This window comes from Salinarimonas ramus, from assembly GCF_014645695.1.
In the GTDB taxonomy this organism is placed as follows: domain Bacteria; phylum Pseudomonadota; class Alphaproteobacteria; order Rhizobiales; family Beijerinckiaceae; genus Salinarimonas; species Salinarimonas ramus.
Map to the genome: position 1 here is coordinate 194,135 of NZ_BMMF01000003.1, position 25,850 is coordinate 219,984.

Below are 25,850 nucleotides of genomic sequence, written 5' to 3' on the forward strand. Positions count from 1 at the left end.
CGGGATCCGAGCAATGGCGACCCGCCTCGCCGCTCAACTGATCTCCACGTGCTCCACCCCCGGCACCGCCCTCAGCGCCCCGGCGATCTGGGGCGAGGCGAGGTACTTGCCCGGCAGCTTCACCTCCACCTCCTGCTCGCCGCCCTCCAGGATGAGGACGAGGGAGACCTCGCCCTCGCCCTTGGCGCGCAGGCGCTCCTGGACGGAGCGGATGGCCTTGTCGTCGCGCAGGAAGATGCGCATCGCCTTCTGGTGCTTGGCGATGGCCTCCTCCAGCGGCTGCGCGTCGGCGATGCGGGCGCGCACGTCCTCGCCCTCCGCGCTGGCCTGGACCTGCACGATGACGGCGGTGCCGGGCTCCAGCGTGTCGCGGAAGCGCTGGAGGCCTTCCGAGAACAGGATCGCCTCGAAATGCCCGGATTGGTCCGAGAGCTGGAGGATGCCCATCTTCGAGCCGGACTTGGTGCGCCGCTCCTGGCGGTCGAGCACGGTGGCGGCGAGGCGCCCGACGCTGGCGCCCGCCCGCACCGAGCGCACGAACTCGCTCCAGCGCTGGACGCGCAGCTTGCCGAGGAGCTCGGAATATTCGTCGAGCGGGTGGCCCGAGAGGAAGAAGCCGACCGCGTCGTATTCGCGCTGGAGCCGGTCGGACGCCGTCCAGGGCTCGTGATCGGGGATGCGCAGCGAGACCTCCGCCGCCGCGAGCCCGCCGAACATGTCGACGATGCCCGTCGTCTCCGCCTCCGCCGCCTGGGCGGCGAGGGACAGCATCGGCTCCACGGCGGCGAAGGCTCGGGCGCGGTTCGGCTCGAGATCGTCGAAGGCGCCGGCGCAGACGAGATTTTCGAGGATCCGCTTGTTCACGGCCTTGGGCGGCAGGCGCCGGGCGAAGTCGGCGAGGTCCTCGAAGGGCACGTCCCCGCGCGCGGCGACGATCGCCTCCATGGCCTGGCGCCCGACGCCCTTCACGGCGGCGAGCGCGTAGCGGATGGCACCGTCCTTCACGGAGAAGCGCACCTGCGAGCGATTGATGGAGGGCGCCTCCACCCGGATGCCGAGGCGCTGCGCCTCGCGGCGGAATTCCGAGAGCTTGTCGGTGTTGTCGATGTCGAGGTTCATGGATGCCGCCAGGAACTCGACCGGATGGTTCGCCTTGAGATACGCCGTCTGGTAGGACACCACCGCGTAGGCGGCGGCGTGGGACTTGTTGAAGCCGTAATCGGCGAACTTGGCGAGGAGGTCGAAGATCTCGTCGGCCTTGGCCTCGTCGATGCCGTTGGCCTTGCAGCCGTCCACGAAGCGGACGCGCTGCTTGTCCATCTCCGCCTTGATCTTCTTTCCCATGGCGCGGCGCAGGAGGTCGGCGTCGCCGAGCGAGTAGCCGGCCAAGAGCTTGGCCACCTCCATCACCTGCTCCTGGTACACGATGATCCCGAAGGTCTCGCGCAGGATCGGCGCGAGCTTGGGATGCGGGTACCACTTGCTCTCGGCCTCGCCGCGGCCGAGCTTGCGCTCGCAATAGACGGGGATGTTGGCCATCGGGCCCGGGCGGTAGAGCGCGACGAGCGCGATCAGGTCCTCGATGCGGTCGGCCCGCATCTCGACGAGCGCCTTGCGCATGCCCGCCGATTCCACCTGGAACACGCCCACCGTCTCGCCGCGGCCGAGCATCTCGTAGGTCGTCGCGTCGTCGAGGGGCAGGTTCGAGAGGTCGACGGCGACATCGCGCTCCTTCAGGAGGTCGACGGCGTTGCGCAGCACGGTGAGCGTCTTGAGGCCGAGGAAGTCGAACTTCACCAGGCCGGCCTGCTCGACCCATTTCATGTTGTACTGCGTGACCCGCATGCCGGTCTTCGGGTCTCGGTAGAGCGGGACCAGCTCCTGCAGGGGCCGGTCGCCGATGACGACGCCGGCGGCGTGCGTCGAGGCGTGGCGGTGGAGCCCCTCCAGCTTCTGGGCGATGGCGAGCAGGCGCTCGACCACCTCCTCCTGCTCGGCCGCCTCGCGCAGCTTCGGCTCGTCGGCGATGGCCTGCTCGAGCGTCACGGGCTTGGCCGGGTTCTGCGGCACGAGCTTGCAGAGCTTGTCCACCTGCCCGAAGGGCATGGCGAGCGCGCGACCGACGTCGCGCAGCACGCCGCGGGCGAGCAGCGTTCCGAAGGTGATGATCTGCGCCACCTGCGGCTCGCCGTAGCGGCGCTGCACGTAGGCGATCACGTCCTCACGGCCCTCGACGCAGAAGTCGATGTCGAAGTCCGGCATCGAGACGCGCTCGGGATTGAGGAAGCGCTCGAAGAGGAGGCCGAAGCGCAGCGGGTCGATGTCGGTGATGGTGAGCGACCACGCGACCAGCGAGCCCGCGCCCGAGCCGCGGCCCGGCCCGACCGGGATGTCGTGGTCCTTGGCCCACTTGATGAAGTCGGCGACGATGAGGAAGTAGCCGGGGAACTTCATCCGCCGGATGATGCCGAGCTCGAACTCGAGCCGGCTCTCGTATTCCTCCCGCGTGGTGCCCGGCGCGATGCCGTGGGCGGCGAGGCGGGCGACGAGCCCCTCGCGGGCCTGGCGCTCGAGCTCGAGGCTCTCGGCCTCCTCGCCGTCGACGCCCTCCACGTCCGCGGTGAAGCGCGGCAGGATCGGCTTTCGCGTCGTCACCCGATACGAGCAGCGCATCGCCACCTCGACGGTGCTGGCGAGCGCATCGGGCATGTCGGCGAAGAGCGCGGCCATCTCCGCGCGCGTCTTGAAACGGTGCTCCGGCGAGAGCCGGCGGCGGTCGGTGTTGGCGACGACCTGCCCCTCGGCCACCGCGAGGAGCGCGTCGTGCGCCTCGTGATCGCTCTCTTTGGCGAAGAAGGGCTCGTTCGTCGCCACCAGCGGCAGGCCGCGCGCGTCGGCGAGCGCCACGAGCGCGCCTTCCACCGCGCGCTCCTCCTCCAGGCCGTGGCGCTGGATCTCGACGTAGAGCCGATCGCGGTAGATCGCCTCGAGCGCGGAGAGGCGCGCCGCCGCGAGCTCGGGCCGGCCGGTGGCGTAGGCGCGATCGAGCGGACCGCCGAGCCCGCCGGTCAACGCGATCACGCCCTCCGCGTGGTCCGCGAGCGCCTCCAGCGAGACCTGCGGGCTCGCGCCGAGCGGGACGTCGAAATAGCCCCGCGTGACGAGCCGCATCAGGTTGCGGTAGCCCTCCTCGGTCTGTGCGAGCAGCACGACGTTGGCGAGCCCGGCGGCGATGGCGGCCGGGCCCTGGCGCTGCGCTGGATCGGGCGTCTCGAAGCAGGTCGTGAGCTGCACGCCGGCGATCGGCTGCATGCCCGATCCCGACAGCTTCTCGGAGAATTCGAGCGCGCCGAAGAGGTTGTTCGTATCGGTCAGCGCCAGCGCCGGCTGGCGATCGGCGAGCGCGAGCTTGGCGAGGGCGCCGATCTGCAGCGCGCCCTCGAGCAGCGAGTAGGACGAGTGCACGTGGAGATGGACGAAACCCGGGTCCTTGATGATCGCCATCGCTGCGCTCTCCCCGTGTCCCGATCCGCCGCCCATTCCTTATCCAATCTGCGGGCGCGGGTGTCGAGGGGATGGGGGCGACGGGGCTGTGGACGGCTCAGCCGGAGGCCCCGACGGGTCGGTCGCCGAAGCGCTCTCCTTCCCTGTAGGGGAAGGTGTCGCGCCGCGCAGCGGCGGGACGGATGGGGCACGCCGAAGGCGTGTTCCGCGAAGCGGAAACCTCGGTGTTAGGATGGTCACGTCCAATTCGGCTCCGCCGAACGCTTCGCGCCCCATCCGTCTCGGCTGCGCCGAGCCACCTTCCCCTACAGGGAAGGAGAGCAGTGACCGACGTCCACGCCTCCTGCCCGCGACATCCTACCTCCTTGAACGAAACGCGAACCCGCGCCATCCTCCCCGAATGGATCCCGCCCTTTCGCGCAAGCTGCGCGTCCTCGCCGACGCGGCCAAGTACGACGCGTCCTGCGCCTCGTCGAGCGCGCCCAAGCGCACGTCGCGCACGGATGGGCTGGGCTCGACGGGGGGCAGCGGGATCTGTCACGCCTACACGCCGGACGGGCGCTGCGTGTCGCTGCTCAAGATCCTGCTGACGAACTATTGCCTGTTCGATTGCGTCTATTGCGTGAACCGCCGCTCCTCCAACGTGGAGCGGGCACGCTTCAGCGTGCAGGAGGTCGTCGACCTGACGCTGAATTTCTACAAGCGCAACTACATCGAGGGGCTGTTCCTCTCGTCGGGCATCGTCAAGAACGCAGACTACACGATGGAGCAGATGATCCGCGTGGCGAAGACGCTGCGCGAGGTCCACGGCTTTCGCGGGTACATCCACCTGAAGACCATCCCCGAGGCGAGCCCCTTCCTCATCGAGGAGGCTGGGCTCTACGCCGATAGGCTGTCGATCAACATCGAGCTGCCCCAGCGCGAATCGCTCAAGACGCTCGCGCCGGAGAAGGACGACGGCACGATCCGCGGCGCCATGGGCCGCATGACCGAGCGCATCGCCGAGGCGAAGGAGGAGCGCAAGACCTCCCGCACCGCCCGTCGCTTCTCGCCCGCCGGTCAATCGACGCAGATGATCGTGGGCGCGGATTCGTCCAGCGACGCCGACGTGCTGCGGACCTCGACCGCGCTCTATTCCGGCTACAAGCTGCGGCGCGTCTATTATTCCGCCTTCTCGCCGATCCCGGATTCGAGCCGGATGCTGCCGTTGAAGCCCCCGCCCCTGCAGCGCGAGAACCGGCTCTACCAGGCCGACTGGCTGCTGCGTTTCTACGGCTTCGAGGTGGACGAGATCGCAGCCGGCGCCGTCGACGGCATGCTCGATCTCGAGGTCGACCCGAAGCTCGCCTGGGCGCTCAAGCACCGCGAGCGCTTTCCCGTGGACGTGAACCGGGCCGATCGCGAGACGCTCTTGCGCGTGCCGGGGCTCGGCGCCAAGGCGGTGGACAAGATCCTCGTCGCGCGCCGCCATAGGCGGCTCTGCCTCGACGACGTGGCCCGGCTCGCGGGCTCGGTGAAGCGTGCGCGCGCCTTCCTCGTGACGAGCGACCACACGCCGGGCGCGCTCCTCGACCGGCAGGACCTGCGGGCGCGGCTCGTGCAGCGCCCGGCCGAGCAGCTGACGCTGTTCTGATGCGCCGCGTCTCGCTGGAGAAGGGCCCCGATCTCGACGGCTTTCGTCGCGCCGCGCGCGCCCTCGTTGCGGAAGGCCTCGCACCGCGCGACGTCGTCTTCGAGGAGGCGGGCAATGCGAGCCTGCTGCCGGAGGCCGAGATCGGCGAGGCCCCGCCCCTCGCGCTGCCCAAGAGCGTGCCGCCGATCATCGCGACCGTCGCCATGCATCGCGATCCCGCGCGCTGGGCGCTCCTCTACGAGCTCGTCTGGCGCGTCCTCCACGGCGAGCGGCGGCTTGCCGAGATCGTCGCCGATCCGCTGATGCATCAGCTCCACGTGATGAAGCGCAATATCGGGCGCGACATCCACAAGATGCACGCCTTCGTGCGCTTCCGGCAGGTGGAGGGGGCCGAGCCCGAGCGCTACGCCGCCTGGTTCGAGCCCGACCACCACATCCTACGCGCCGTCGGGCCCTTCTTCCGGGACCGTTTCGGCGCGATGCTCTGGTCGATCTACACGCCCGACGGCTCGATCCACTGGGACCGCGAGCGGCTCGCCTACGGCCCGCCGGGGCGCAAGGAGGACGCTCCGGCGAAGGACGGCTTCGAGGACGGCTGGCGGGACTATTACGGCGCGATCTTCAATCCCGCGCGGGTCAACCCCACCGCCATGCGCGCCGAGATGCCGAAGAAATACTGGAAGAACCTCCCCGAGGCCGAGATCATCCCCGATCTCGTCCGAGGCGCCGCCTCGCGCGTTGGGGGCATGATGGACAGGGAGCCCACCATGCCGACGAAACGCGAGCCCCGCGCCGCCCTCGACGCGATGATTGCCCGCGAGCGCCCCGCCTCGCTCGACGCGCTCGCCGCGCAGATCCGCGCCTACGAGCCGCCGGCCGACTTCTCGCGCCGCGCCGTGATCGGCGAGGGGCCGATCGAGCCCGTCTTCGCCTTCGTGGGCGAGCAGCCGGGCGACGTCGAGGACCAGGAGGGCCGCCCCTTCGTCGGGCCCGCCGGGCGCATGCTGGCCAAGGCGCTCGGCGAGGTCGGGATCGACCGTGATGCGTGCTACGTCACGAATGCGGTGAAGCACTTCAAGTTCGTGGAGCGCGGCAAGCGGCGCATCCACCAGAAGCCGTCGCTGGGCGAGATCAAGCATTATCGCTGGTGGCTGATGCAGGAGCTGGAGCTGGTGCGCCCGCAGCTCGTGATCGCGCTCGGCGCTACCGCCCTCACTGCGCTCACGGGCAAGCAGATGCCGCTGCTCAAGTCCCGCGGCCCGGCCAGCTTCGCCCGGGACATCGCGAACGACGAAGACGCGCCGGCGCTGCCGGGCTACGTCACGGTCCACCCCTCCTACCTGCTGCGCCTGCCCGACGAGGAGGCGAAGGCGAAGGGCTACGCCGACTTCGTGCGCGACCTCGCCGAGGCGAAGGCGCTCGCCGCCTGAGGCGTGCCGCGGTCGTCGCACAGGATGGCGGAGGCGAGCGCGTAGAGCCGCTCGCGCCCGGCGACGTGGGCGGTGAAGCCCGTGGGGAAGAGCGGCGCGAAGGCCGCGTCGCAGACGTTGAGCCCCCCCGCATAGGCACCGAAGGCCGGCATCACCAACCGCGCGCCGTCATGGGCGAAGCAGCGCGCGCGCACGGCCCGCCCGCGCAGGCGCACCTTCGCCACCGGATGGAGGTGACCCGCGATCTCGGGCAAAGCGGCGCCGCCGGGCTCGTGGCGCAGCCGCACGCCGTCCAGCACGACGTCTCCGGCGATCTCGCCGCCGAGCGCCGCCGGCAGAGCCGGGTCGTGGTTGCCCGTGAGCCAGAGCCAGTCCCGCCCCGCCTGGAGCGCCGCGAGATCGGCGCGCTCCGCCTCGCCGAGCCGATCCGGCCCGCCGACATCGTGGAAGCTGTCGCCGAGCGCGATCACCCGCGCGGGCCGGTAGGCGTCGAGGAGGGCGGCGAGGCGCGCGAGCGTCTCGCGCGTGTCCCAGGGCGGCAGCATGAAGCCGCGCCGCGCACGCGCCGAGCCCTTCTCGAGGTGGAGATCGGCGACGAGCAGCGTGCGGTGGTCGGGTGCGTAGGCGATCCCGGCGCGGTCGAGGGCGAGCGCGAGAGCGCCGAGCGCGATGTCCGCGCGCTCGCCTGTTCGATCTTCTCTCGCCAGTGCCGCCGCGCTCACCCGCGCCTCGCCGTTCGCGTCCCGTTCCGCCTCTATGGCCGATTCGCGCGCGCCTCGCCAGCGCGCGCCGGCGGGACGCGCTGTCGCGGGAGGGCGTTCGGGGGGTGGTCAGGCGATGCGGCGCGTGTCGTCGTCGTCGCTGCGAGCGAGGCCGAGGGCCGCGATGGGCATGGGCTTCGAGAACAGGTAGCCCTGGGCGAGGTCGCAGCCGGCGGCGCGCAGCATGGTGGCCTGCGTCTCGGTCTCGACGCCCTCCGCCGTGCAGACCATGTCGAGGCTGCGCGCGAGCGCGATGATGGAGCACACGATGGCGGCGCAATCCTCGCGCTCGACGAAGTCGTTCACGAAGGACTTGTCGATCTTGATCTTGTCGAAGGGGAACATGCGCAGGTAGCTGAGCGACGAATAGCCCGTGCCGAAATCGTCGAGCGAGATGCGCACGCCCAGCGCCTTCACCCGGCGCAGGTCGGCGAGGAGCGCCTGGTCGTCGTCGAGGAGGACGGTCTCCGTCACCTCGAGCTCGAGGCGCTCGGGCGCGATACCGCTCTCCTCCAGAGCCGAGACGACCGCGTCGAGGAGGCCGCGATTGCGCAGCTGCGCGGGGGAGACGTTCACCGCGAGATGAACGTCGTCCGGCAGGGATTGCGCCGCCTCACGGCAGGCCTGGGCGAGGACCCAGTCGCCCACCGGCGTGATCAGGCCCGTCTCCTCCAGCAGCGGGATGAACGTGCTCGGCGGCACCATGCCCCGCTCGGGATGCGTCCAGCGCAGCAGCGTCTCGACGCCCATCGTCTCGCGCGTCGCGATGTCGACGATGGGCTGGTAGTGAAGCGAGAACTGCCCGCGAGCCATGGCCTCGCGCAGGTCGCGGATCAGCTCGCGGCGTGCCCGCGCCGCCGCGTCGAGATCGCCGTCGAAGACGCGCCAGGCGTTCCGCCCGTCCGCCTTGACGCGGTAGAGCGCGGTATCGGCGTTGCGCAGGAGCTCGTCGACGCTGCGCCCGTGGATCGGCGCGAGCGCCGCGCCGATGCTGGCGCCGATGCTCACCTGGCGCCCCTCCACGGAGAAGGGCTCGGTGAGCGCGCCCAGCAGCCGGCGCGCGAGCGCCTCGCAGCCGTCGCGGATGTCGCCGCGCCCGCGGATGAGGAGCGCGAACTCGTCGCCGCCGAGCCGTGCGATGAGGTCGTCCTGGCGCACGTGCGCGCGCATGCGCTCGGCCACCTGCACCAGGAGCCCGTCGCCGATGGCGTGGCCGAACGTGTCGTTGACGGCCTTGAAGCGATCGAGATCGACGAGGAGGACGGCGAAGGGGCGCCCGGCGTCGTCGTGGAGCGCCTCCTCCATGCGAACCTTGAGCGCGCCGCGATTGGCGAGGCCGGTGAGGACGTCGTGGTTGGCGGCGTGGTTGATGCGGGCGGCGACCTGCTCGCGCTCGGTGACGTCCTCGTGGGTCGTCACCCAGCCGCCGCCGGGGATCGGCGCGTTGGTCTGGGCGATGAGGCGCCCCGAGCGGGTGCGGATGACGGCGCGGGTCTCCTGGCCCTGGCCGAGCCGCTCGAAGAAGGCCTGCATCGTCGTGGGGATGTCGCCCGAGAAGCAGCCCGCGGAGACGCGCAGACGCAACACCTCCTCCAGGTGCATGCCGTGCCGCACGGCGCCGGGCTCGAGCCCCATCAGCTCGAGATAGCGGTCGTTCCAGATCACGAGCCGGGCCGAGGCGTCGTACATGGTCAGGCCCTGCATCATGTGCGAGAGCGTGAGCTGAAGCTGGCGCGCGCGTTCGGAGGCGGAGCGGCTCGCCTCGACGAGCTGCTGCATGGCGAGCCGCCGCTCGGTGACGTCGGTCCCGACCCCGCGATAGCCGCGGAAGGTGCCGTCCTCGGAGAAGATCGGATCGCCGCTGATGCGGAACCAGCGGGTGAAGCCGCCCTCCTGCACGCGGTATTCGAGATTGCGGAAGGGCTCGCGCCGGGCGAGCTGGGCGAGGTGCTCGTCCCAGGTCGTGTTCTCGAGCTCGATGGGCAGATCGCGCCGCGTCTTGCCGATGAGCTCCTCGCGGTTCTTCCAGAGCCCGTTGATCTCCTGCGAGAACAGGGTGAAGCGCAGCTCCGCATCCTGCTCCCAGAACCAGTCCGAGCCCATGGCGGAGAGCGAGCGGAAGCGCCCCTCGCTCTCGGCGAGCGCGGCTTCCGCCTCGCGTCGCTCGGTGATGTCGAGATGCAGGCCCGAGACGCGCGCCGGCGCTCCGCTGTCGTCGCGGGCGACCACGCGGCCGACGGCGAGGATCCAGCGCCAGGTCCCGTCGGCGGCGCGCATGCGGAACTCGGCGCGGTAGTCCGCCGCCTCGCCGCGCAGATGCTTGTGCAGGCGCTCCTGCGCGGGGGCGACGTCGTCGGCATGGACGAGGGAGAGCCAGCTCTCCATGGCGTCGGGACGCTCGCCCTGGCGATAGCCGAGCATCGTCCACCAAGTCTCGTTGTACCAGTTCTCGTTCGTGCCGGGCATCCAGTCCCACAGCCCGATATTCGCGCCCTCGGTGGCGATGGCGAGGCGCTGGCGGGCGGTCTCGTAGCGCTCGCGCGCCCTTGCGATGTCGGTCACGTCCTGCATGGCGGAGGCGATAGCGACGACCGCCTCGCCCTCGCGGATCGCCTGGCCGAAGCAGCGCAGCCGGCGGCTGCCGGCCGCCTTGCAGGTCGTGAGCTCGACGTCCCAGCCCACCCCGTTCTCGCGGGCGTCGCCGACGAGGCGCGCGAGCCGCTCCGCGGAGGCCGGCTCGAAGAGCGCGAGCGTGCCGGCGAAGGTCTCGAGCGCGTCCTCGGGCATGCGCAGGAGCTCGCGCAGGCGCTTGGCCCAGCGCACGCGGCCCGTGCGGCAGTCGATGTGCCAGGGCGCCACGTGCGCCATCTCGGACATGACGGTGAGCTCCTCCGCCGCCGCCTCGAGATCGCGGGAGACGCCGTGGAGGTTTCGGTTCTGACGATGCAGCAGGAAGAGCGCCGGCACGAGGCACACGGCGATGAGGCAGCCGACGAGAGCGCCCGCGATCGTCTCGAGCAGGGCCTGCTCGTCGTGACGGCTGTTTTGGATCGCCTGCGATTCGTCGCGCAGGATCCCCACGAGCTCGGCCGAGCGCACGACGACGGCGTCCGTCGCCGCGACGAGGGCGTCGATCTCCGCCTGCCCGTCGCGCACCGCCTCGGCGAGGCGGGAGACGTCCCAGACGTCGAGGGCGAGGATGGTGAAGGCCTCGCGCATGGCGTTCGCGTCGCGGGCGCGGTCGAGGGTCTCGCGGAATGCGGCGAGCGTCTCGGATTGCAGGGCGAGCGCACGCGCGAGCGCCGCCTGCGCGGCCTCGTCCTCCGGCGCGGAGACCGCGAGGGCGGCGTGCAGCCCGACGTCCTTGGCGAGGGCGGCCTGGAGGCCCACCGCGTCGACGAGGCTCGCGAGCTCCGCCGTCGCGCCCTCCTCGTTGCCGCGGAGCGTCTCGGCCTCCTTGAAGAGGAGGAGCGCGAGCAGCATCACGCCGAGCCCGAGCAGGCACAGGAGCGCCGGGACGAGCCTGTGCTCGCGCGGGCGCGTCGCGCGCATGCGGGCCGGCAGCGCGAGCTTCATGCCACGGCGTTCCCGCGCATCGTCTCGGCGACGCGGACGAGCGGCGGCGCGAATGGCGTCATCACGGGCTCCATCGGCTCGGGGGTACCGGGAGGGCCGACCCCGACGCAGAACTCTACGGAGCGGAAGTAAACGAGTGCATAAACACGTGTTGCATCATCTTAAATTGTCGCGCTTCCCTGGACGCACCTCGCGCTGCCCGCGATTGCGCCCCGCGGGACGGGCTGCGAAGGTCGCGGCGTGCCCTGTCGACGGCACGGGAAGCGGACGAGGGAGACGGATGGCGCGGCGCTTCGGGTTCTCGGCTCTCGATGGCGTGCTGGCGCTCCTCGCGGCGGCGGCGATCGCGTTCGCCCTGTGGCGGCTCGACGCCGCGACGCGGCCCCTCGTCGTGGAGCGCGTCACGGTCGGGCACGTGCCCGCGAGCGTCTACCGACCGGCGAACGAGGCCGCGGGGCCGGCGGTGGTGATCGCCCACGGCTTCGCGGGGTCGCGCCAGCTCATGCAGGCCTTCGCCGTGACGCTCGCCCGCAACGGCTACGTCGCGATCGCCTTCGACTACGCCGGCCACGGCCGCAATCCGCGCCCGCTCGCGGGGTCCATCGTGGAGGAGGACGGCGCGACGCGAACCCTCGTCGCGGAGACGCGAGCGGTGGCCGACGCCGCACGCGCGCTCGGCGACGGCAGGCTCGCGCTGCTGGGCCATTCCATGGCCTCCGACATCGTGGTGCGGGCGGCGCGCGCGCTGAACGAGGACGCCGGCGCGCCCGTCGTCGCCGCCACGATCGCCGTGTCCATGTTCTCCCCCGCCGTGACGGCGGACGAGCCCGAGAACCTCCTCGTCGTCGTGGGCGGGCTCGAAGCGGGCCTGCGCGAGGAGGCGTTGCGGGTGCTCGCGCTCGCCGCCGACGGGGCCCGGGTGGCGGAGGGCACCACGGTCGGCGACCCCGCCGCCGGCACGGGGCGGCGCGTCGTCTTCGCCGAGGGCGTCGAGCACGTGGGCGTGCTCTATGCGCGCGAGACGCTGGCCGAGACGGTGGCCTGGCTCGACGCCACCTTCGGGATCGCCCGCACGGAGCCGATCTTCGTCGACCGCCGCGGGCCGCTGATCCTGCTGCTTCTCGCGGGCATCGTCGTCTCGGCGCGCCCGCTCTCGCGTCTCCTGCCGAGGGTCGCGCCGGCGCCGATCGGCGCGGGGCTGCCCTGGCGGCGGCTCTGGATCGCCCTCCTCGTTCCAGCGATCGCGACGCCCCTCGTCCTGCGGCTCGTGCCGACGCAGGTCCTGCCCGTCCTCGTCGCCGACTATCTCGCGGCGCATTTCCTGCTCTACGGCCTGATCGCGGCCGCGTGCCTCGTCGTCATCCGGCGACGCGACCGGAGCGCCGCCCGGGCGATCCCCGTCGATCGCCGGCGGCTCGCCCTGGCGCTCGCCGCGACGATCGCCTTCTTCTTCGTCGCCATCGTCTGGCCGCTCGACACGTTCGTCACGAGCTTCGTGCCGGGGCGCGAGCGGATCTGGCTCGTGGCGCTCATGCTGGTGGGCACGCTGCCCTTCTTCCTCGCCGACGAGTGGGCGACGCGCGGGCCCGGCGCAGCGCGGCTCGGCTATCCGGCGGCGAAGCTCGCCTTCGTCCTCTCGCTCGCGCTCGCGGTCGCGCTCGATTTCGAGCGGCTGTTCTTCCTCGTGATCATCGTCCCGGTGATCGCGGCCTTCCTCCTCGTCTACGGCCTGTTCTCGCGCTTCCTTTACGGTGCAACCGGCCATCCGCTCGTGGCCGGCGTGGCGAACGCGGTCGCCTTCGCCTGGGCGCTGGGCGTCACCTTCCCGCTGCTCGCCTCCTGAGCTAGGGTCGGGCTCATGAAGCTCGTCCCCACGCCTGGAAATCCGATCCCCGAGGGCGCGATCGTCGGGCGCATCGTCGCGCGCGACGGCGCGCCGCTGCGCGTCGCCCGCTGGCCCGCGCGCTGCCCCAGCCCGCGGGGAACGGTGGTGATCTTCCAGGGGCGCGCCGAGTTCATCGAGAAGTATTTCGAGACGATCCGCGACCTCCTCGCCCGCGACTTCGCCGTCGTCGCCTTCGACTGGCGCGGCCAAGGCGGCTCGGAGCGGGTGCTGAGCGATCCGCGAAAAGGTCATGTCGGGCGCTTCGGCCGCTATGCGCGCGACGTCGAGGCGATCGCCGCTCAGGTGCTCGCGCGCGACTGCCCGGGGCCGCACGCGGTGCTCGGCCATTCCATGGGCGCGGCCATCGCCCTCGACCTCGCCCGGCGCGGGCGGCTGCCGGCGGAGCGCATCGTCGCGCTCGCCCCGATGATCGGGCTCGCGCAGGTGACGCGCCCGCGCCTCGCGCATGCGGCGACGACGCTCGCCTGGCTCGCGGGCTTCGGCGGCGCCTGGATACCAGGTGGCGGCGAGACCTCCATGGCGACGAAGCCCTTCGCGACCAACCTCCTCACTTCCGATCGCCTGCGTTACGCCCGCAACGCCGACGCGGCCGCGGCGCTCAAGGACGGCGCCATCGGCGATCCCACGATCGGGTGGGCACGCGGGGCCTTCGCCCTGATGCGTCGTCTCCAGGAGCCGCGCGCCGCCCTCGAGATCCGCATCCCCACGCTGGTGATCGCGGCGGGCGCCGATCGCGTGGTCTCGACGCCCGCGGTCGAGCGCTTCGCGGCGCGGCTGAAGACCGGCAACGCCCTCGTCGTGCCCGGCGCGCGCCACGAGCTCCTCACCGAGGTGGACGCCATCCGCGCGCCGGTGCTGGCGGCCATCGACGCCTTCCTGCCGGGCGCGGATGCCGCGGAGGCGGACGACGACGGGGATCTCGCCCTCTACCGGCAGAGCGGATAGGCGAGAACGGGCAGCCCGATCCAGATCGTCGCCGCCAGCGCCGCCGCCGACAGGACGAGCGACGCCCGCGCGACGAAGCCCGCACCGCGGTCGTCGGGACGCTCTCCGCGCCCCGCACGCCGCGACAGGGGCACGAGCGCCCCGGCGAGGACGACATGGCCGACCCACGCGCCGAGGAGCGCGATCCGCAGGGTCGACGCGTCCCAGGCATACGTGCAGCCGATCGCGTGCAGGCCGTAGAGGACGAGGAAGGCCGAGGACCAGACGAGGAAGCCCCCCACGAGCCACAGGAGCCCGATCGGGCGCGAGAGCGCGCTCATCGCAGAGCCTCCGGCGCGCGCAGGGCCTCGGGCGCCCACAGCGCGAGGACGAGGGCCACGAGACCCGTCGCGGCCGTATAGACCTGCCACATGGCGGCGATCTCCACGGGCGCGCGCCGCAGCGCCGAGATCGCGCCGCCGAGCGCGAGCCTCAGCGAGAACGCGCTCAGGATCAGGCCGACCGTCGCATGCAGCGCGACATAGGCGAGGAGCGCGCCGACGACGGCATGATGCGCGTGGCTCGTCGGCGCGAGGCCGAGCGCCATCCAGCCGAGCCCGCCGAGCGCCACCGCGCTCCCCGCCGCCGTGAACGCGAGGCAGCCGTCGCGCGCCGCCCCGCGGGCGACGCGCGCGCTGCGGTTCGCCCATCCAGCCGCGAGGCCGGCGATCCCCGCGACGCCGAGGGCGGCGGCGCAGACGATGGCGGCGAGGCCCGGGAGCTCGGGGGCGCTCGGCGCGGGCCAACCCGGGGCGAAGGCCGCGAGGAAGATCACGCCGAAGGCCAGCGAGGAGAACAGGATCGCGTCGGCGAGAAGCAGGAACAGCGTCGCCCACCAGGTCGGCGGTCGCGCCGACGCGACGTGGAGCGGGAGCACCACGCCGCGCCCGGCGTCCTCGGGGGGCGGATCGACGCGCATCGCTCCGCTCGCGGCCCAGCGCCAGGCGAAGACCAGCGTCAGGACGAGCCCGAGCGGCGCAAGCCAATAGAGCGAGGCGAGCATGCAGCCGAAGAAGACCGCGAGCGAGAGCGCCGTCCACAAAGGCGTGTAGTCCTGGTTCGGCAGGACGAGGATCTGCTCGGGCTTCGCGTCCACCATGGTGACGACGAGGGTCTCCATGCGCCCCTCGCGCACGCGCCCGAGATAGCCCTCGCCGGCCGCGAGGGCCTGCGGCAGGGTCGGGTCGTCGTGGAGCGGATCGCGGCTCGTCACGTGCGGCAGGCTCGCGAAGGCATACGGCGCGGGCGGCGTCGGCATCGCCCATTCGAGCGTGCTCGCCCTCCAGGGATTTCGCCGGAACGAGCGGCCGTGGTGCAGCTGGAGGAAGAGGTCGAGCGCCACGAGGGCGAAGCCCATGGTGAGCACGAAGGCGCCGATCGACGAGATCAGGTTGGGCGCGTGCCAGCCGAGCCCCGCCTCGTAGGTGAAGACGCGCCGCGGCATGCCGAGCAGCCCCGTCCAGTGCATGACGAGGAAGGTGAGGTTGAAGCCCGCGAAGATGAGCCAGAACGCCGTCTTGCCGAGCCGGAACACCGGCAGCCGACCGCTGATCTGCGGAAGCCAATAGTAGATCGCCCCCAGGATCGGCAGGACGAAGCCGCCGATGAGCACGTAATGCAGGTGGGCGACGACGAAGTGCGTGTCGTGCACCTGCTCGTCGAAGGGCACGATGGCGACCATCACGCCCGTCAGCCCGCCGGCCACGAAGACGAAGAAGAAGCCCAGGATGTAGAGCATCGGCAGGGTGAGCACCGGACGCCCCTTCGCGAGCGTCGCGAGCCAGGCGAAGACCTGCACGCCGGTGGGCACCGCGACCAGCAGCGAGGCCGCCGAGAAGAACGCGAGCGAGAGCCGCGGCAGGCCCGTGGCGAACATGTGGTGGACCCACAAGCCGAAGGACAGGAAGCCCAGCGCCACCACCGCCGCGACCACCCAGGAATAGCCGACGATGGGGCGGCGCGCGAAGACCGGCAGGATCGTCGAGATCGCGCCGGCGGCGGGCACGAAGATGATGTAGACCTCCGGATGGCCGAAGAGCCAGAACAGGTGCTGCCAGAGCAGCGGGTCGCCGCCGGCCTCGGGCGAGAAGAAGGGCCAGCCGAAGGCGCGCTCCACCTCGAGCAGGATCGAGCCGAGGATGAGCGGCGGAAAGCCGCCCAGGATCATCAGGGCCGTCACCAGCAGGTACCACGCCATGATCGGCATGCGCCCCAGCGACATTCCCGGCGCACGGATCTTGAGGATCGTCACCGTGATCTCGACGGCCGCGGCGATGGCCGAGACCTCGACGAAGGTGATGCCCAGCAGCCAGACGTCGGCCCCGATGCCCGGCGAGAACGGCCTCGTCGAGAGCGGCGTGTACATGAACCAGCCGCTGTCGGGCGCCGCGCCGAAGGCGATGGAGCCGAGCACCACCGAGCCACCGATGAGGTAGCACCAGTAGCCGAAGGCCGAGAGGCGTGGGAAGGCGAGGTCGCGCGCGCCGAGCAGCTTCGGCAGGAGGTAGAGCGCCATGCCCTCGATGAAGGGGATGGCGAAGAGGAACATCATCACCGTGCCGTGCAGCGTCACCACCTGCGCGTAAGCGCCGGGCCCGAGCACGTCGTTGAGCGGCAGCGCGAGCTGCGTCCGCAGGAGCATCGCGAGCAGGCCCGCCGCCATGAAGAAGGCGAGCGCGGTGAGCATGAAGCGCCGCCCGACGATCGAATGGTTCACCGCGCCGAGACGCGCCCGGCCCGGCGGCGTGTCCCAGATCGCGTAGAGCGCCCGATGCAGGCGGATCGCGGTGGCGCGCCGCGCGGCGGTGGCGGGATCGGTCATCGCGGCGCCTCCCCGGTCGTGCCGCCGGGCTCGGCAGTCTCGGCGGCGAGACGCGCGAGCGCCGCCTCGTACGCCTCGGGCGCGTGCGCGATCACGTCGAGCCGCATGTAGGCGTGTCCCTCCCCGCAATATTCGCCGCAGACGCCGGCATAGGTGCCCGGCTCCTCGGCGAGGATCGTGATCGTGTTGACGCGTCCGGGGATCGCGTCGCGCTTGCCGGCGAGCCGCGGCACCCAGAAGGAGTGGATGACGTCGACGCTCGCGAGCGCGACCTCGACCGGCCGCCCCGCCGGGACGTGCATGACGCCGTCGAGCACGAGCGCGCCGCCCGGCGCGTCCTCGTGGCGAAAGCTCCAGACCCATTGCCGGCCCGTCGCGGCGATGCGTACCGGCTCCTCGCCGGTCAGCGCGGCGTCGTCGATGGGCTCGATGACGAAGGCCCAGAGCATCAGCGCCGTGAGCGTCGCGAAGGGAAAGGCGAGGCCGCCACCGACGAGCCAGACCGCATCGCGCGGCGCGCGCGATGAAACCGGACGCCCCCGCCGCGCTTGAAGGAAGGGGACGAGCGCCAGCGCGCAGACGAAGACGAGGATCGCCACCGCGCCGGCGAGCATCACCCACCACAGGAGCGCGATGTCGGCGGCCGCGGGGCCGGCGGGATCGAGCGTCGAGAGCGGGCCCGCGCAGCCGGCGAGCCCGCTCGCCCCGAGAACCGAGAGGCCCGCCGCGGGGCGGGTCCCAGACCAGGAGACGAGATGCGCGCGGACCGTTCGAACATCGTCGAGACCGTTCTCGACAAGCCCCGGTCGCTCGGCGACCTCGACAGCCGCGTGGCCCTGTTCGGGCATCCGATCCATGCGATGCTCGTCGCCTTTCCCATCGCCGGCGCCTTCTGGGTCGCGGCGTCGGACGCGGCCTATTGGTGGACGCTCGATCCGTTCTTCGCGCGCTCCGCCCTGTGGGGCGCGGGCGCGGCCTTCCTGATGGGCTGCGCCGCCGCGCTCTCGGGCTTCGGCGAGATGATGCTGGTGCCGGGCGCGCGCCGCCGCGCCGCGGCGTGGACGCACGGCGTCATCGCCATGACGCTGCTCGCCGTGCTGGCGCTGAACTGGGCGCACCGGATCGAGGATTTCGAGGCCGCGGTGCTGCCCTGGGGTCTCGCGCTGTCGGGCCTGCAGCTCCTCCTCGTCGGCTTCGCCGGCTGGCACGGCGGCAAGCTCGTCTTCGAGCACCGCTTCGGCGTCGCGTCGCCGGAGGAGGACGGGGACGAGAAGGCCGGCGGCGGCGATCTCGCGCATACGCCCTGAGACGGCGCCGAGCAGGTCGACCCCGTCGAGGAAGCCGTCGGGGCGACCGTCGCGCATGAAGGCGGGGAAGATCGTCTCCGGCAGCATCGGCTTGCCCAGCACGAAGCCCAGGACCGCGGCGATGCAGGCGACGACGCCCAGCGTGATCAGCGCGCGCGCGGCCGGCCCCGGCTCGAGGCGCTCGGCGTGACGCGACAGCCCGCGCCCGACGAGCATGTGCAGGAGCCCCATTCCGCCCACGGCCGCGAGCTTGCCCGCGAGCCAGGGCGTCTCCCAGGAGGCGACGAAGATCAGCGCCACGCCGGTCGCGACCGTGAAGACGGCCGCGGGCGAGATCACGAGCTCGAAGGCCAGCCGCGTGAAGCGCAGGCGCCGCGCGTATTCGTCGTCCGACGCCTCGCCCCGCGGGCCGATGAGCGCAGGGAGCGCGACCAGCCCCGCCGCCCAGAGCGACAGGACGGCGATGTGGGCGGCTTTCAGCCAGATCTCGAGCATGCGTATCCGCGCGGATGGGTCGCACGGACAATGCGGAGCGTGGCCGGGACGTTCCCGGCAACGGCATGGCTGCGCTTCACCTCAGCTATTCGAAGCACACGGATGCAACTTCTGTTGTGCATCCGCGTCATTGAGGCTACTGCTCGACCCATGGAGGAGATGACGATGGACCTTCGCGAAAGCGACCTCGAGAGCTTCCTCGCGGATGCGCGCGAAGCCTGCGCGGACGATGCGCAGGAGATCGTCGGCGAGATCCATGCCGAGAGCGGGGAGATCCCTCTCTTCGTCCTGCTCTACGAGGAGCACGACCTCGGGCGCCTCGGGCGAGCGCTCGCCCGTACGATCGAGTCGCGCTTCCCGGCAGGTCCGCCGCCGTTCACCGTCTCGGCGATCACGCAGGACGAGGACGTCGAGCGGCACCATGCCTTCGTCGAGGGTCCCGATCTCCTCGACGAGCTCGCGCACCTGCGGCCGTTCACGGCGCAGACGACCTTTCCGCGGCTCGACGGAGCGATGTTCCGCAGCCGCGTCTCCGCGAGAGCCGCACCCGTTCGGGGCTTCGGCATGCGGTGAATGCGGGCCCCTCGGCAGGGCCCGCACCATCCCTCACCCCGCCAGCGCCTCCTTCTGCTTCTCGGCGCGCTTGCGGTCGTTGGGGTCGAGGATCGCCTTGCGCAGGCGGATCGACTTCGGCGTCACCTCGACGAGCTCGTCGTCCTGGATCCAGGCAAGCGAGCGCTCCAGCGTCATGCGGATCGGCGGGGTGAGGCGCACGGCCTCGTCCTTGCCCGTGGAGCGCACGTTCGAGAGCTTCTTGCCCTTGAGGACGTTGACCTCGAGGTCGTTGTCGCGGGTGTGGATGCCGATGATCATGCCCTGATAGACCTTGGCGCCCGGATCGATGACCATGGGGCCGCGGTCCTCGAGATTCCACATGGCGTAGGCCACCGCCTCGCCCATCTCGTTGGAGATGAGCACGCCGTTCACGCGCCCGGCCATCTCGCCCTTGTAGGGCTCGTAGGCCTTGAACAGGCGGTTCATGATCGCGGTGCCGCGGGTGTCGGTGAGCAGCTCCGACTGGTAGCCGATGAGGCCGCGGGTCGGGGCGTGGAAGACGAGGCGCAGGCGACCGCCGCCGGAGGGGCGCATCTCGACCATGTCGCCCTTGCGCTCGGACATCTTCTGCACGACGATTCCGGAATGCTCCTCGTCGACGTCGATGACGACCTCCTCGACGGGCTCCATCGTCTCGCCGGTCTCCTCGTCCTTCTTGAAGACGACGCGCGGGCGCGACACGGCGAGCTCGAAGCCCTCGCGGCGCATGGTCTCGATGAGGATGGCGAGCTGGAGCTCGCCGCGGCCCGAGACGAAGAACGAGTCCTTGTCGGCGCTCTCCTCGATCTTGAGCGTGACGTTGCCCTCGGCCTCCTTCATCAGGCGGTCGCGGATCATGCGCGAGGTCACCTTGTCGCCCTCGGTGCCGGCGAGCGGGCTGTCGTTGACGATGAAGGACATGGTGACGGTGGGCGGATCGATCGGCTGCGCCTGGATCGGCTCCTCCACGGAGAGGTCGCAGAACGTGTCCGCGACCGAGCCCTTCGACAGGCCGGCGATGGAGACGATGTCGCCCGCCTCGCCCTGGTCGATGGGCTGGCGCTCGATGCCGCGGAAGGCGAGGATCTTGGAGACGCGGCCCTGCTCGACGAGGTTGCCCTTTCGGTCGAGCACCTTGATCGTCTGGTTGGGCTTCACGACGCCCGACGCGATGCGGCCCGTGACGATACGTCCCAGGAAGGGATTGGCCTCGAGCAGCGTGCCCAGCATGCGGAACGGGCCGGTGTCGACCTCCGCCGGCGGCACGTGGTCGAGGACGAGATCGAAGAGCGGGGCGAGGCCCTGGTCCTTCGGGCCCTCGGGCGCAGCCGCCATCCAGCCGTCGCGGCCGGAGCCGTAGAGGATCGGGAAGTCGAGCTGCTCGTCGGTGGCGTCGAGGGCGGCGAAGAGGTCGAAGACCTCGTTGATCACCTCCTGGTGACGCGCGTCCGGACGGTCGATCTTGTTGATGGCGACGATCGGCTTGAGGCCGATCTTGAGCGCCTTGGAGACGACGAACTTCGTCTGCGGCATCGGCCCCTCGGCGGCGTCGACGAGCACGATGGCGCCGTCCACCATGGAGAGGATGCGCTCCACCTCGCCGCCGAAATCGGCGTGGCCGGGCGTGTCGACGATGTTGATGCGCACGTCCTTCCAGACGACCGAGGTCGCCTTGGCGAGGATGGTGATGCCGCGCTCCTTCTCGAGGTCGTTGGAATCCATCACGCGTTCGGCCACGCGCTGGTTCTCGCGGAACGCGCCCGACTGGGAGAGGAGCTTGTCGACCAGGGTGGTCTTGCCGTGGTCGACGTGGGCGATGATCGCGATGTTGCGCAGCTGCATGGTGTCTTCCGAAAAGGTCCGCCCTCGGGGCGCGCCTGTGTGCCGGCGCGACCATGACCGCGTGATGACGCTCGCGATGGGACGGGGATTGTCGCGCCGCACATAAGCGGAATGCGGGTTTTATGCAAGAGAGGGCGTGCACGGGCGCCGCGTCCGCGCGGGATTACGCCTCCGCCGGCGCCGGGCCTCAGCCGAAGAGGAGGTCCGGCAGGAAGAGCACGAGCCCCGGCAGGAAGACGAGCGCCAGCGCCACGAGCGCCACGGCGGCGAGGAGGCCGAGCGATTCCCGCGTGTACTCGCCGACCCTGCAGTCGAGGATGGTGCACACCGCGTACATCGCCGCCCCCACCGGCGGCGTGAAGTTCCCGATCGTCGCCGCCACGATGAAGACGATGCCGAAATGCACCGGATCGCCGCCCAGGGCCCGGATCGTCGGCAGCAGGATCGGCGTGAGGATGATGATCAGCACCGTCGCGTCGACGAAGAAGCCGATGGCGATCACACAGGCGACGATCAGGATCATCGCGATCTCGAGGTTGCCCGAGATCCCGACGACGAAGGCGGACACGGCGGCGGGGATCTGCTCGAAGACGATGCCGTAGGAGAAGATCGCCGAGAGCGCGATCAGCACCATGACGGCGCCCACGTCGGAGAGGCTCGTCTCCAGCGCCTCGGCGAAGCCGCGCGCGGAGAGCTCGCGATAGACGACGGAGCCGATCACGATGGCGTAGAGCACGGCGAAGGCGCCGATCTCGGAAGGCGTGAACACGCCCATGCGAAGCCCGAGCAGCAGGAAGACGGGGAAGAGCAGCGCCCAGATCCCGGCGCGCACCGCGAAGGAGGCCTCCTTCAGCGTCGGGCGCGTCGTGCGCTGGGGCGGGTAGCCGCGGGCACGGGCGGTGAGCCACACGGCGAGGCTCAAGGCGAGCCACAAGAGCAGCGCCGGCACGATGCCGGCCGCGAAGAGGCGCCCGATGGAGACGTTGCCGATCGTGCCGTAGAGGATCATGCCGATGCCCGGCGGCACGATCGGCGTGAGGATCGCGCTGAAGGAGAGCACGCCCGCCGCGAAGCCGCGGGTCATGCCCCGGCTCGTCATCTCCGAGCCGAGCATGCGCGCCTGCATCGCGGCGTCCGCGATGGCCGAGCCGGAGACGCCGCCCATCAGCGCGGAGAGCGTCACCGAGATCTGCGCGAGCCCGCCGCGCATGCGCCCCGTCAGCACGGAGGCGAGATCGACGAGCCGGCTCGTCAGACCCGAGCGGTTGAGGAAGTTGCCCGCCAGGATGAAAAGCGGCACGGCCAGGAGCGCGAAGTTCTGCGTCTGCGAGACCGTCACCTGGACGGGGATGGTGAAGGGCAGCTCGGGATGCTGCACGAAGAAGAGCGCGCCCGAGATGCCGATGGCGAAGGCCACCGGCATGCCCATGGCGAGGAGCACCACGAAGGCGATCACGACGAGGAGCATCGCCTCACGCTCCTTTCGCCGGCGTCGCGCCGCCGCGCAGATGGCGCGCGAGCTTGATCAGCGTCGTCGCGAGGAGGAGCGCGCCACCGACGACGAGGCTCATCGTCACCCACGAATAGCTCACCCCGGGAATGCCCTGGAAGGAGCGCGCCCGGCTCACCCAGGAGAGCCAGGCGCCGGCATAGATCACGTATCCGAGGAAGACGCAGATGATCGCGTAGTTGAGGGTGCCGAGCACATGACGGCCGCGTGCCGGGAGGCGCGGGCCGATCAGGTCGACGGCCATGAGCTTGTCGTTGCGCCAGGCGATGTCCGCGCACAGGAACACCGCCCAGGCGAAGAAGCAGGTGGCGAGGTCGATCGTCCAGTTGAGCGGGTTGCGCATCATGCGCGCGATCCCGCCCGCGAAGATCAGCCCCACCATGGCCATCAGCAGGAAGCCGGCGAGGACGGCCTCGGCCTTCACGAGAGACGCGTAGATCCGCTTCATGACGCCTCCGCCGGCCTCTCCGTGACGCGTACGCACATGGTCCGCCGCGAGCCTGCTCCTTCCCTGTAGGGGAAGGAGAGGTCTCGGCGCAGGCTCGGCCCCGGTTCGACCCGCGTCACCCGCCGATCTCGGCCTGGAGCGCGGCCTTCTCCTCGGAGAGGCCCAGCGCCTCGTAGGCGGCCTCGCCCGCGGCGCGGAAGGCCTCCATGTCGACGTCCTCGACGATTGTCATGCCGGCGTCCACGAGCTGCTGCTTGGCGGCTTCGGCGGCGGCGGCGATCTCGGCGGAGGTCGCCTGGCCGGCGGCGCGGCACTCCTCCTTCAAGGCGGCCTGGTACTCGGCGGGAAGCCCGTCGAACCATTGCGAGGAGACGATCTGGAAGTTGACGAGCAGGATGTGCTTCGTCTCGTTGGCGGTGTCGAGCACCTCGTTCAGGTTCCCCGCGGTGATGTTCGGATAGGTCAGCTCGGCGCCGTCGATGGCGCGCTGCTGGAGGCCCGGATAGACGTCGCCGAAGGCCATGGCGGTGGGCTCTGCGCCGAGCGCGCGGATCGATTCCTGCCAGATCGGCGCCGGCGGCGTGCGGATGCGCAGGCCCTCGAGGTCGGCCGGCGTGCGGATCTCCTCGTTGGTGAAGAAGTTGCGAAAGCCCTGCACCCAGTCGAAGCACACGACCTCGATGCCGTGCTGGTCGGAGAGCTCGGCGAGCCAGCCCTGCATGGTCGGCGCGTCGGCGAGCGAGAACGCTTCCTCGGCGGAGGAGACGAAGTAGGGCCCGTTCACGACGGCGATGCCCGGGACGTAGGTGCCGAGCCGCGCGGCGTCGGTGTTCTGGCCGATGTTCGCGCCCTGGCGGATCTGCTCGATGATGTCCTCCTCGACGCCGAGCTGGGCGGAGTGGAAGACCTGGATCTCGAGCCCGCCGTTCGTGCGCTCGGCGACGCGCTCGGCCCAGGCGGTGAAGCCGCGGTGGAAGGGCTCGTTGGGACCGAGCACGTGGTTGAAGCGCAGCGTGTGCTCCTGGGCGAGGGCGCTCCCGGCGCCGATGCCGGTGGCGAGCGCGGCGATGGCGAGCGCTGCGGCGGAGCGTGCGGCGGAGCGTGCGGCGAGCCTTCCGGCCTTCTCGTGAACGCGCATGGCTTTTTCCTCCCTTGTCGCTGGAATGGCTCGATCGTTGGAGCCGGGTTCGGGTCCCTCTATCGCTGAATGGACGCCGGTGGGGGCACGCCGAGCTCTTCCGACAGGCGTCGGAAGGCCTCGAGCGAATGCGGGTCGATGGGGATGCCGAGCCGGGCACGGTTCTCGGCCTCCTCCCATTCGCGGTCTCCGGGCGCGAGGACGCGTGCGCCCTCCGCGGGCGCGGAGCCGCGCAGGGCGGCGACGTAGCGGCGCATGCCGGCCTCGAACTCGGTGCGGCCGACGAAGGCCTGCGGGTCGATGGCGAGGACGAAGGCGCCGAGCCCGCGCGGCGTCGAGAGATCGGGCCCGGTCATGGGCAGGAGCTCCGCGCTCGTGCCCATGCCGGTGAGGAGCGCGCTGAGGATCTCGACGAGCCCGGCGAGCCCCGCGCCCTTGTAGCCGAAGGCGCCGCCCAGCGGCGCGAGCATCGCCGCGAGATCCGGCTCCTCGGTGTCCTCCCCGCTCTCGGTGGAGGCCGTGCCCTCCGGGAGCGGTCGGGCGAGGCTCCTGTGGAGGACGATGCGATTGTAGGGAATGGCGCTCGTCGCCATGTCGAGGAGCCAGGGCCGGCCCGATCCGCTGGGTGCCGCCGCCGCGATGGGGTTCGTGCCGTGGAAGCGCTCCGCCCCGCCGTGGAGGCGCACGAAGGCGTCGGAATTGCACACGACGAGGCCGATCAGGCCCACCTCCGCCGCCGCGAGCGCATAGGCGCCCGCGGCCCCGAAATGCGAGGAATTGCGGATGCCGACCGCGCCGATGCCGTAGCGGCGCGCGGCGAGGCAGGCCCGCTCCATCGCCGCGTAGGTCGCGCGCGCCCCGTGGGCGTGGTCGGCGTCGAGCATGGCGACGGGCTTGTCCGCGCGGTCGAAGCGCAGCATCGGCGTGCCGTTGACCCGCCCGCCGCGCAGGACGCGGACGTAATGGTCGAGGAGCCGCACCCCGTGGCTGTCGACGCCGAGCCGGGAGGCGTGGAGCATCGCGCGCGTCGCCGCGTCCGCCGTCTCGAGATCCGCGCCGGCGAAGGCGAGGACCTCGCGGCAGAACGCGGCGAGGTCCGCCTCGCGCACGCGCTCGAGCGCGCCCTCCGATCCGGTCGCGCTCACAGCGTCTGGCCTCCGTCGATCACCATCACCGTGCCGGTGACGAAGGAGGCGTCGGCGCTCGCGAGGTAGAGCGCCGCCGCCGCCATCTCCTCGGCCGTGCCGAGGCGGCCCATGGGCTGGCGCGCGACGAAGCGACGGCGCGCCTCCTCGGGATCGTCGTTCATGGCGATGCGCGCCTCGAGCGAGGGCGAGCTCGTCGTGCCGGGGCACAGCGCGTTGGCGCGCACGCCGTCGCGGATGTGGTCGCGCGCGATCGCCTTCGTCAGCCCGATCAGCGCCGCCTTGCTGGTGCCGTAGGCGGCGCGCTCGGCGACGCCGGTGACGCTGGAGGCGACGGAGGCGACGTTGACGACGGAGCCGCCGCCGCGCGCGATCATGCCCGGCAGCGTCGCCTTCAGGACGAGGAAGGCGGAGGTGACGTTCTGCTCGAGGCTCGCGCGCCAATCGGCGAGCGAGCAGTCGATCAGCGTGCCCTGATGCACCCAGCCGGCGGCGTTGACGACGACGTCGAAGGGCTCCTCGCGTCCGAGCGTGGCCGCGATCGCGTGCTCGTCGGAGACGTCGAGGGAGACCGGGGCGATCGTGGCGTGGCGCTCGGGCAGGTCGCGCATCTTGGACAGGGTGCGGCTCGCCGCCACGACCTCCGCGCCCTCGGCGGCGTAGGCGACGGCGATCGCCCGGCCGATGCCCTGTCCCGCGCCCGTCACCAGCGCGCGCTTTCCTGCGAGCCGTCCGCTCATCGCGTCTCCTCCCCTG

18 protein-coding genes are annotated in these 25,850 nt (G+C 71.3%); 6 read left to right on the forward strand and 12 right to left on the reverse strand.

The window, feature by feature from the left end:
• Positions 1-33: 33 nt before the first annotated feature.
• Positions 34-3,504 (reverse strand): DNA polymerase III subunit alpha, encoded by a 3,471-nt coding sequence (dnaE, locus tag IEX89_RS05535; protein ID WP_188910473.1) that lies wholly within the window; start codon positions 3,502-3,504, stop codon positions 34-36.
• Between the two features lie 400 nt (positions 3,505-3,904).
• Between dnaE and IEX89_RS05540 the strand changes: the two genes are divergently transcribed.
• Together IEX89_RS05540 and IEX89_RS05545 are read left to right on the forward strand one after the other, a co-directional pair.
• Positions 3,905-5,137, forward strand: coding sequence for a putative DNA modification/repair radical SAM protein (locus tag IEX89_RS05540; protein ID WP_188910475.1), 1,233 nt, complete (start codon positions 3,905-3,907; stop codon positions 5,135-5,137).
• Complete coding sequence (locus tag IEX89_RS05545; RefSeq protein WP_188910478.1) at positions 5,137-6,567, forward strand: UdgX family uracil-DNA binding protein; 1,431 nt, start codon at positions 5,137-5,139, stop codon at positions 6,565-6,567. Before IEX89_RS05540 ends, IEX89_RS05545 begins: the two co-directional genes overlap by 1 nt.
• On the opposite strand, the gene pdeM is transcribed toward IEX89_RS05545, so the two are convergent.
• A complete protein-coding gene (pdeM, locus tag IEX89_RS05550) occupies positions 6,516-7,289 on the reverse strand; it encodes a ligase-associated DNA damage response endonuclease PdeM (RefSeq protein ID WP_373290553.1) in 774 nt (257 codons plus the stop codon). The genes IEX89_RS05545 and pdeM overlap by 52 nt on opposite strands.
• 108 nt (positions 7,290-7,397) lie before the next feature.
• Positions 7,398-10,904, reverse strand: a complete 3,507-nt coding sequence (locus IEX89_RS05555; RefSeq protein ID WP_188910480.1) for a sensor domain-containing protein — start codon at positions 10,902-10,904, stop codon at positions 7,398-7,400.
• A 280-nt stretch (positions 10,905-11,184) separates the two neighbouring features.
• Here IEX89_RS05555 and IEX89_RS05560 point away from each other — a divergent pair, with 280 nt between their 5' ends.
• Both IEX89_RS05560 and IEX89_RS05565 read left to right on the forward strand, forming a co-directional pair.
• A complete protein-coding gene (locus IEX89_RS05560) occupies positions 11,185-12,747 on the forward strand; it encodes an alpha/beta hydrolase (protein ID WP_188910482.1) in 1,563 nt (520 codons plus the stop codon).
• A gap of 15 nt (positions 12,748-12,762) precedes the next feature.
• A complete protein-coding gene (locus IEX89_RS05565; RefSeq protein WP_188910484.1) occupies positions 12,763-13,755 on the forward strand; it encodes an alpha/beta fold hydrolase in 993 nt (330 codons plus the stop codon).
• Here the strand turns inward: IEX89_RS05565 and IEX89_RS05570 are convergent.
• From IEX89_RS05570 to coxB, 3 genes are read right to left on the reverse strand one after another with little or no spacing between them, the layout of a single operon-like run.
• Positions 13,737-14,075 carry a hypothetical protein gene (locus IEX89_RS05570; protein WP_188910486.1) on the reverse strand — a complete coding sequence of 113 codons (339 nt, stop codon included), beginning with the start codon at positions 14,073-14,075 and terminating at the stop codon, positions 13,737-13,739. The two genes, IEX89_RS05565 and IEX89_RS05570, sit on opposite strands and share 19 nt — an antisense overlap.
• The gene (gene ctaD / locus IEX89_RS05575; RefSeq protein WP_188910488.1) at positions 14,072-16,615 is read right to left on the reverse strand and encodes a cytochrome c oxidase subunit I; all 2,544 of its coding nucleotides are present in this window, start codon (positions 16,613-16,615) and stop codon (positions 14,072-14,074) included. Before ctaD ends, IEX89_RS05570 begins: the two co-directional genes overlap by 4 nt.
• Positions 16,612-17,472, reverse strand: coding sequence for a cytochrome c oxidase subunit II (gene coxB, locus IEX89_RS24230; RefSeq protein WP_244645104.1), 861 nt, complete (start codon positions 17,470-17,472; stop codon positions 16,612-16,614). Before coxB ends, ctaD begins: the two co-directional genes overlap by 4 nt.
• 3 nt (positions 17,473-17,475) lie before the next feature.
• On the opposite strand from coxB, the gene IEX89_RS24235 reads away from it, so the two are divergent.
• Positions 17,476-17,922: a DUF2231 domain-containing protein gene (locus IEX89_RS24235; RefSeq protein WP_244645106.1), complete on the forward strand. Its 447-nt coding sequence runs from the start codon at positions 17,476-17,478 to the stop codon at positions 17,920-17,922.
• Between the two features lie 186 nt (positions 17,923-18,108).
• Positions 18,109-18,990: a hypothetical protein gene (locus tag IEX89_RS24865; protein WP_244645107.1), complete on the forward strand. Its 882-nt coding sequence runs from the start codon at positions 18,109-18,111 to the stop codon at positions 18,988-18,990.
• 33 nt (positions 18,991-19,023) lie between these two features.
• On the opposite strand, the gene typA is transcribed toward IEX89_RS24865, so the two are convergent.
• The 6 genes from typA to IEX89_RS05615 form a co-directional block, all read right to left on the reverse strand.
• A complete protein-coding gene (gene typA / locus IEX89_RS05590) occupies positions 19,024-20,853 on the reverse strand; it encodes a translational GTPase TypA (protein ID WP_188910494.1) in 1,830 nt (609 codons plus the stop codon).
• Between the two features lie 187 nt (positions 20,854-21,040).
• On the reverse strand, positions 21,041-22,321 hold the full coding sequence (locus tag IEX89_RS05595; protein WP_188910496.1) for a TRAP transporter large permease: 1,281 nt from the start codon (positions 22,319-22,321) through the stop codon (positions 21,041-21,043).
• 4 nt (positions 22,322-22,325) lie between these two features.
• A complete protein-coding gene (locus IEX89_RS05600) occupies positions 22,326-22,811 on the reverse strand; it encodes a TRAP transporter small permease (protein WP_188910498.1) in 486 nt (161 codons plus the stop codon).
• A 115-nt stretch (positions 22,812-22,926) separates the two neighbouring features.
• Positions 22,927-23,949 carry a C4-dicarboxylate TRAP transporter substrate-binding protein gene (locus tag IEX89_RS05605; RefSeq protein ID WP_188910500.1) on the reverse strand — a complete coding sequence of 341 codons (1,023 nt, stop codon included), beginning with the start codon at positions 23,947-23,949 and terminating at the stop codon, positions 22,927-22,929.
• A 59-nt stretch (positions 23,950-24,008) separates the two neighbouring features.
• Positions 24,009-25,094, reverse strand: a complete 1,086-nt coding sequence (locus IEX89_RS05610) for an Ldh family oxidoreductase (protein ID WP_244645108.1) — start codon at positions 25,092-25,094, stop codon at positions 24,009-24,011.
• The gene (locus tag IEX89_RS05615; protein ID WP_188910502.1) at positions 25,091-25,834 is read right to left on the reverse strand and encodes an SDR family oxidoreductase; all 744 of its coding nucleotides are present in this window, start codon (positions 25,832-25,834) and stop codon (positions 25,091-25,093) included. Before IEX89_RS05615 ends, IEX89_RS05610 begins: the two co-directional genes overlap by 4 nt.
• Between the last annotated feature and the right edge of the window lie 16 nt (positions 25,835-25,850).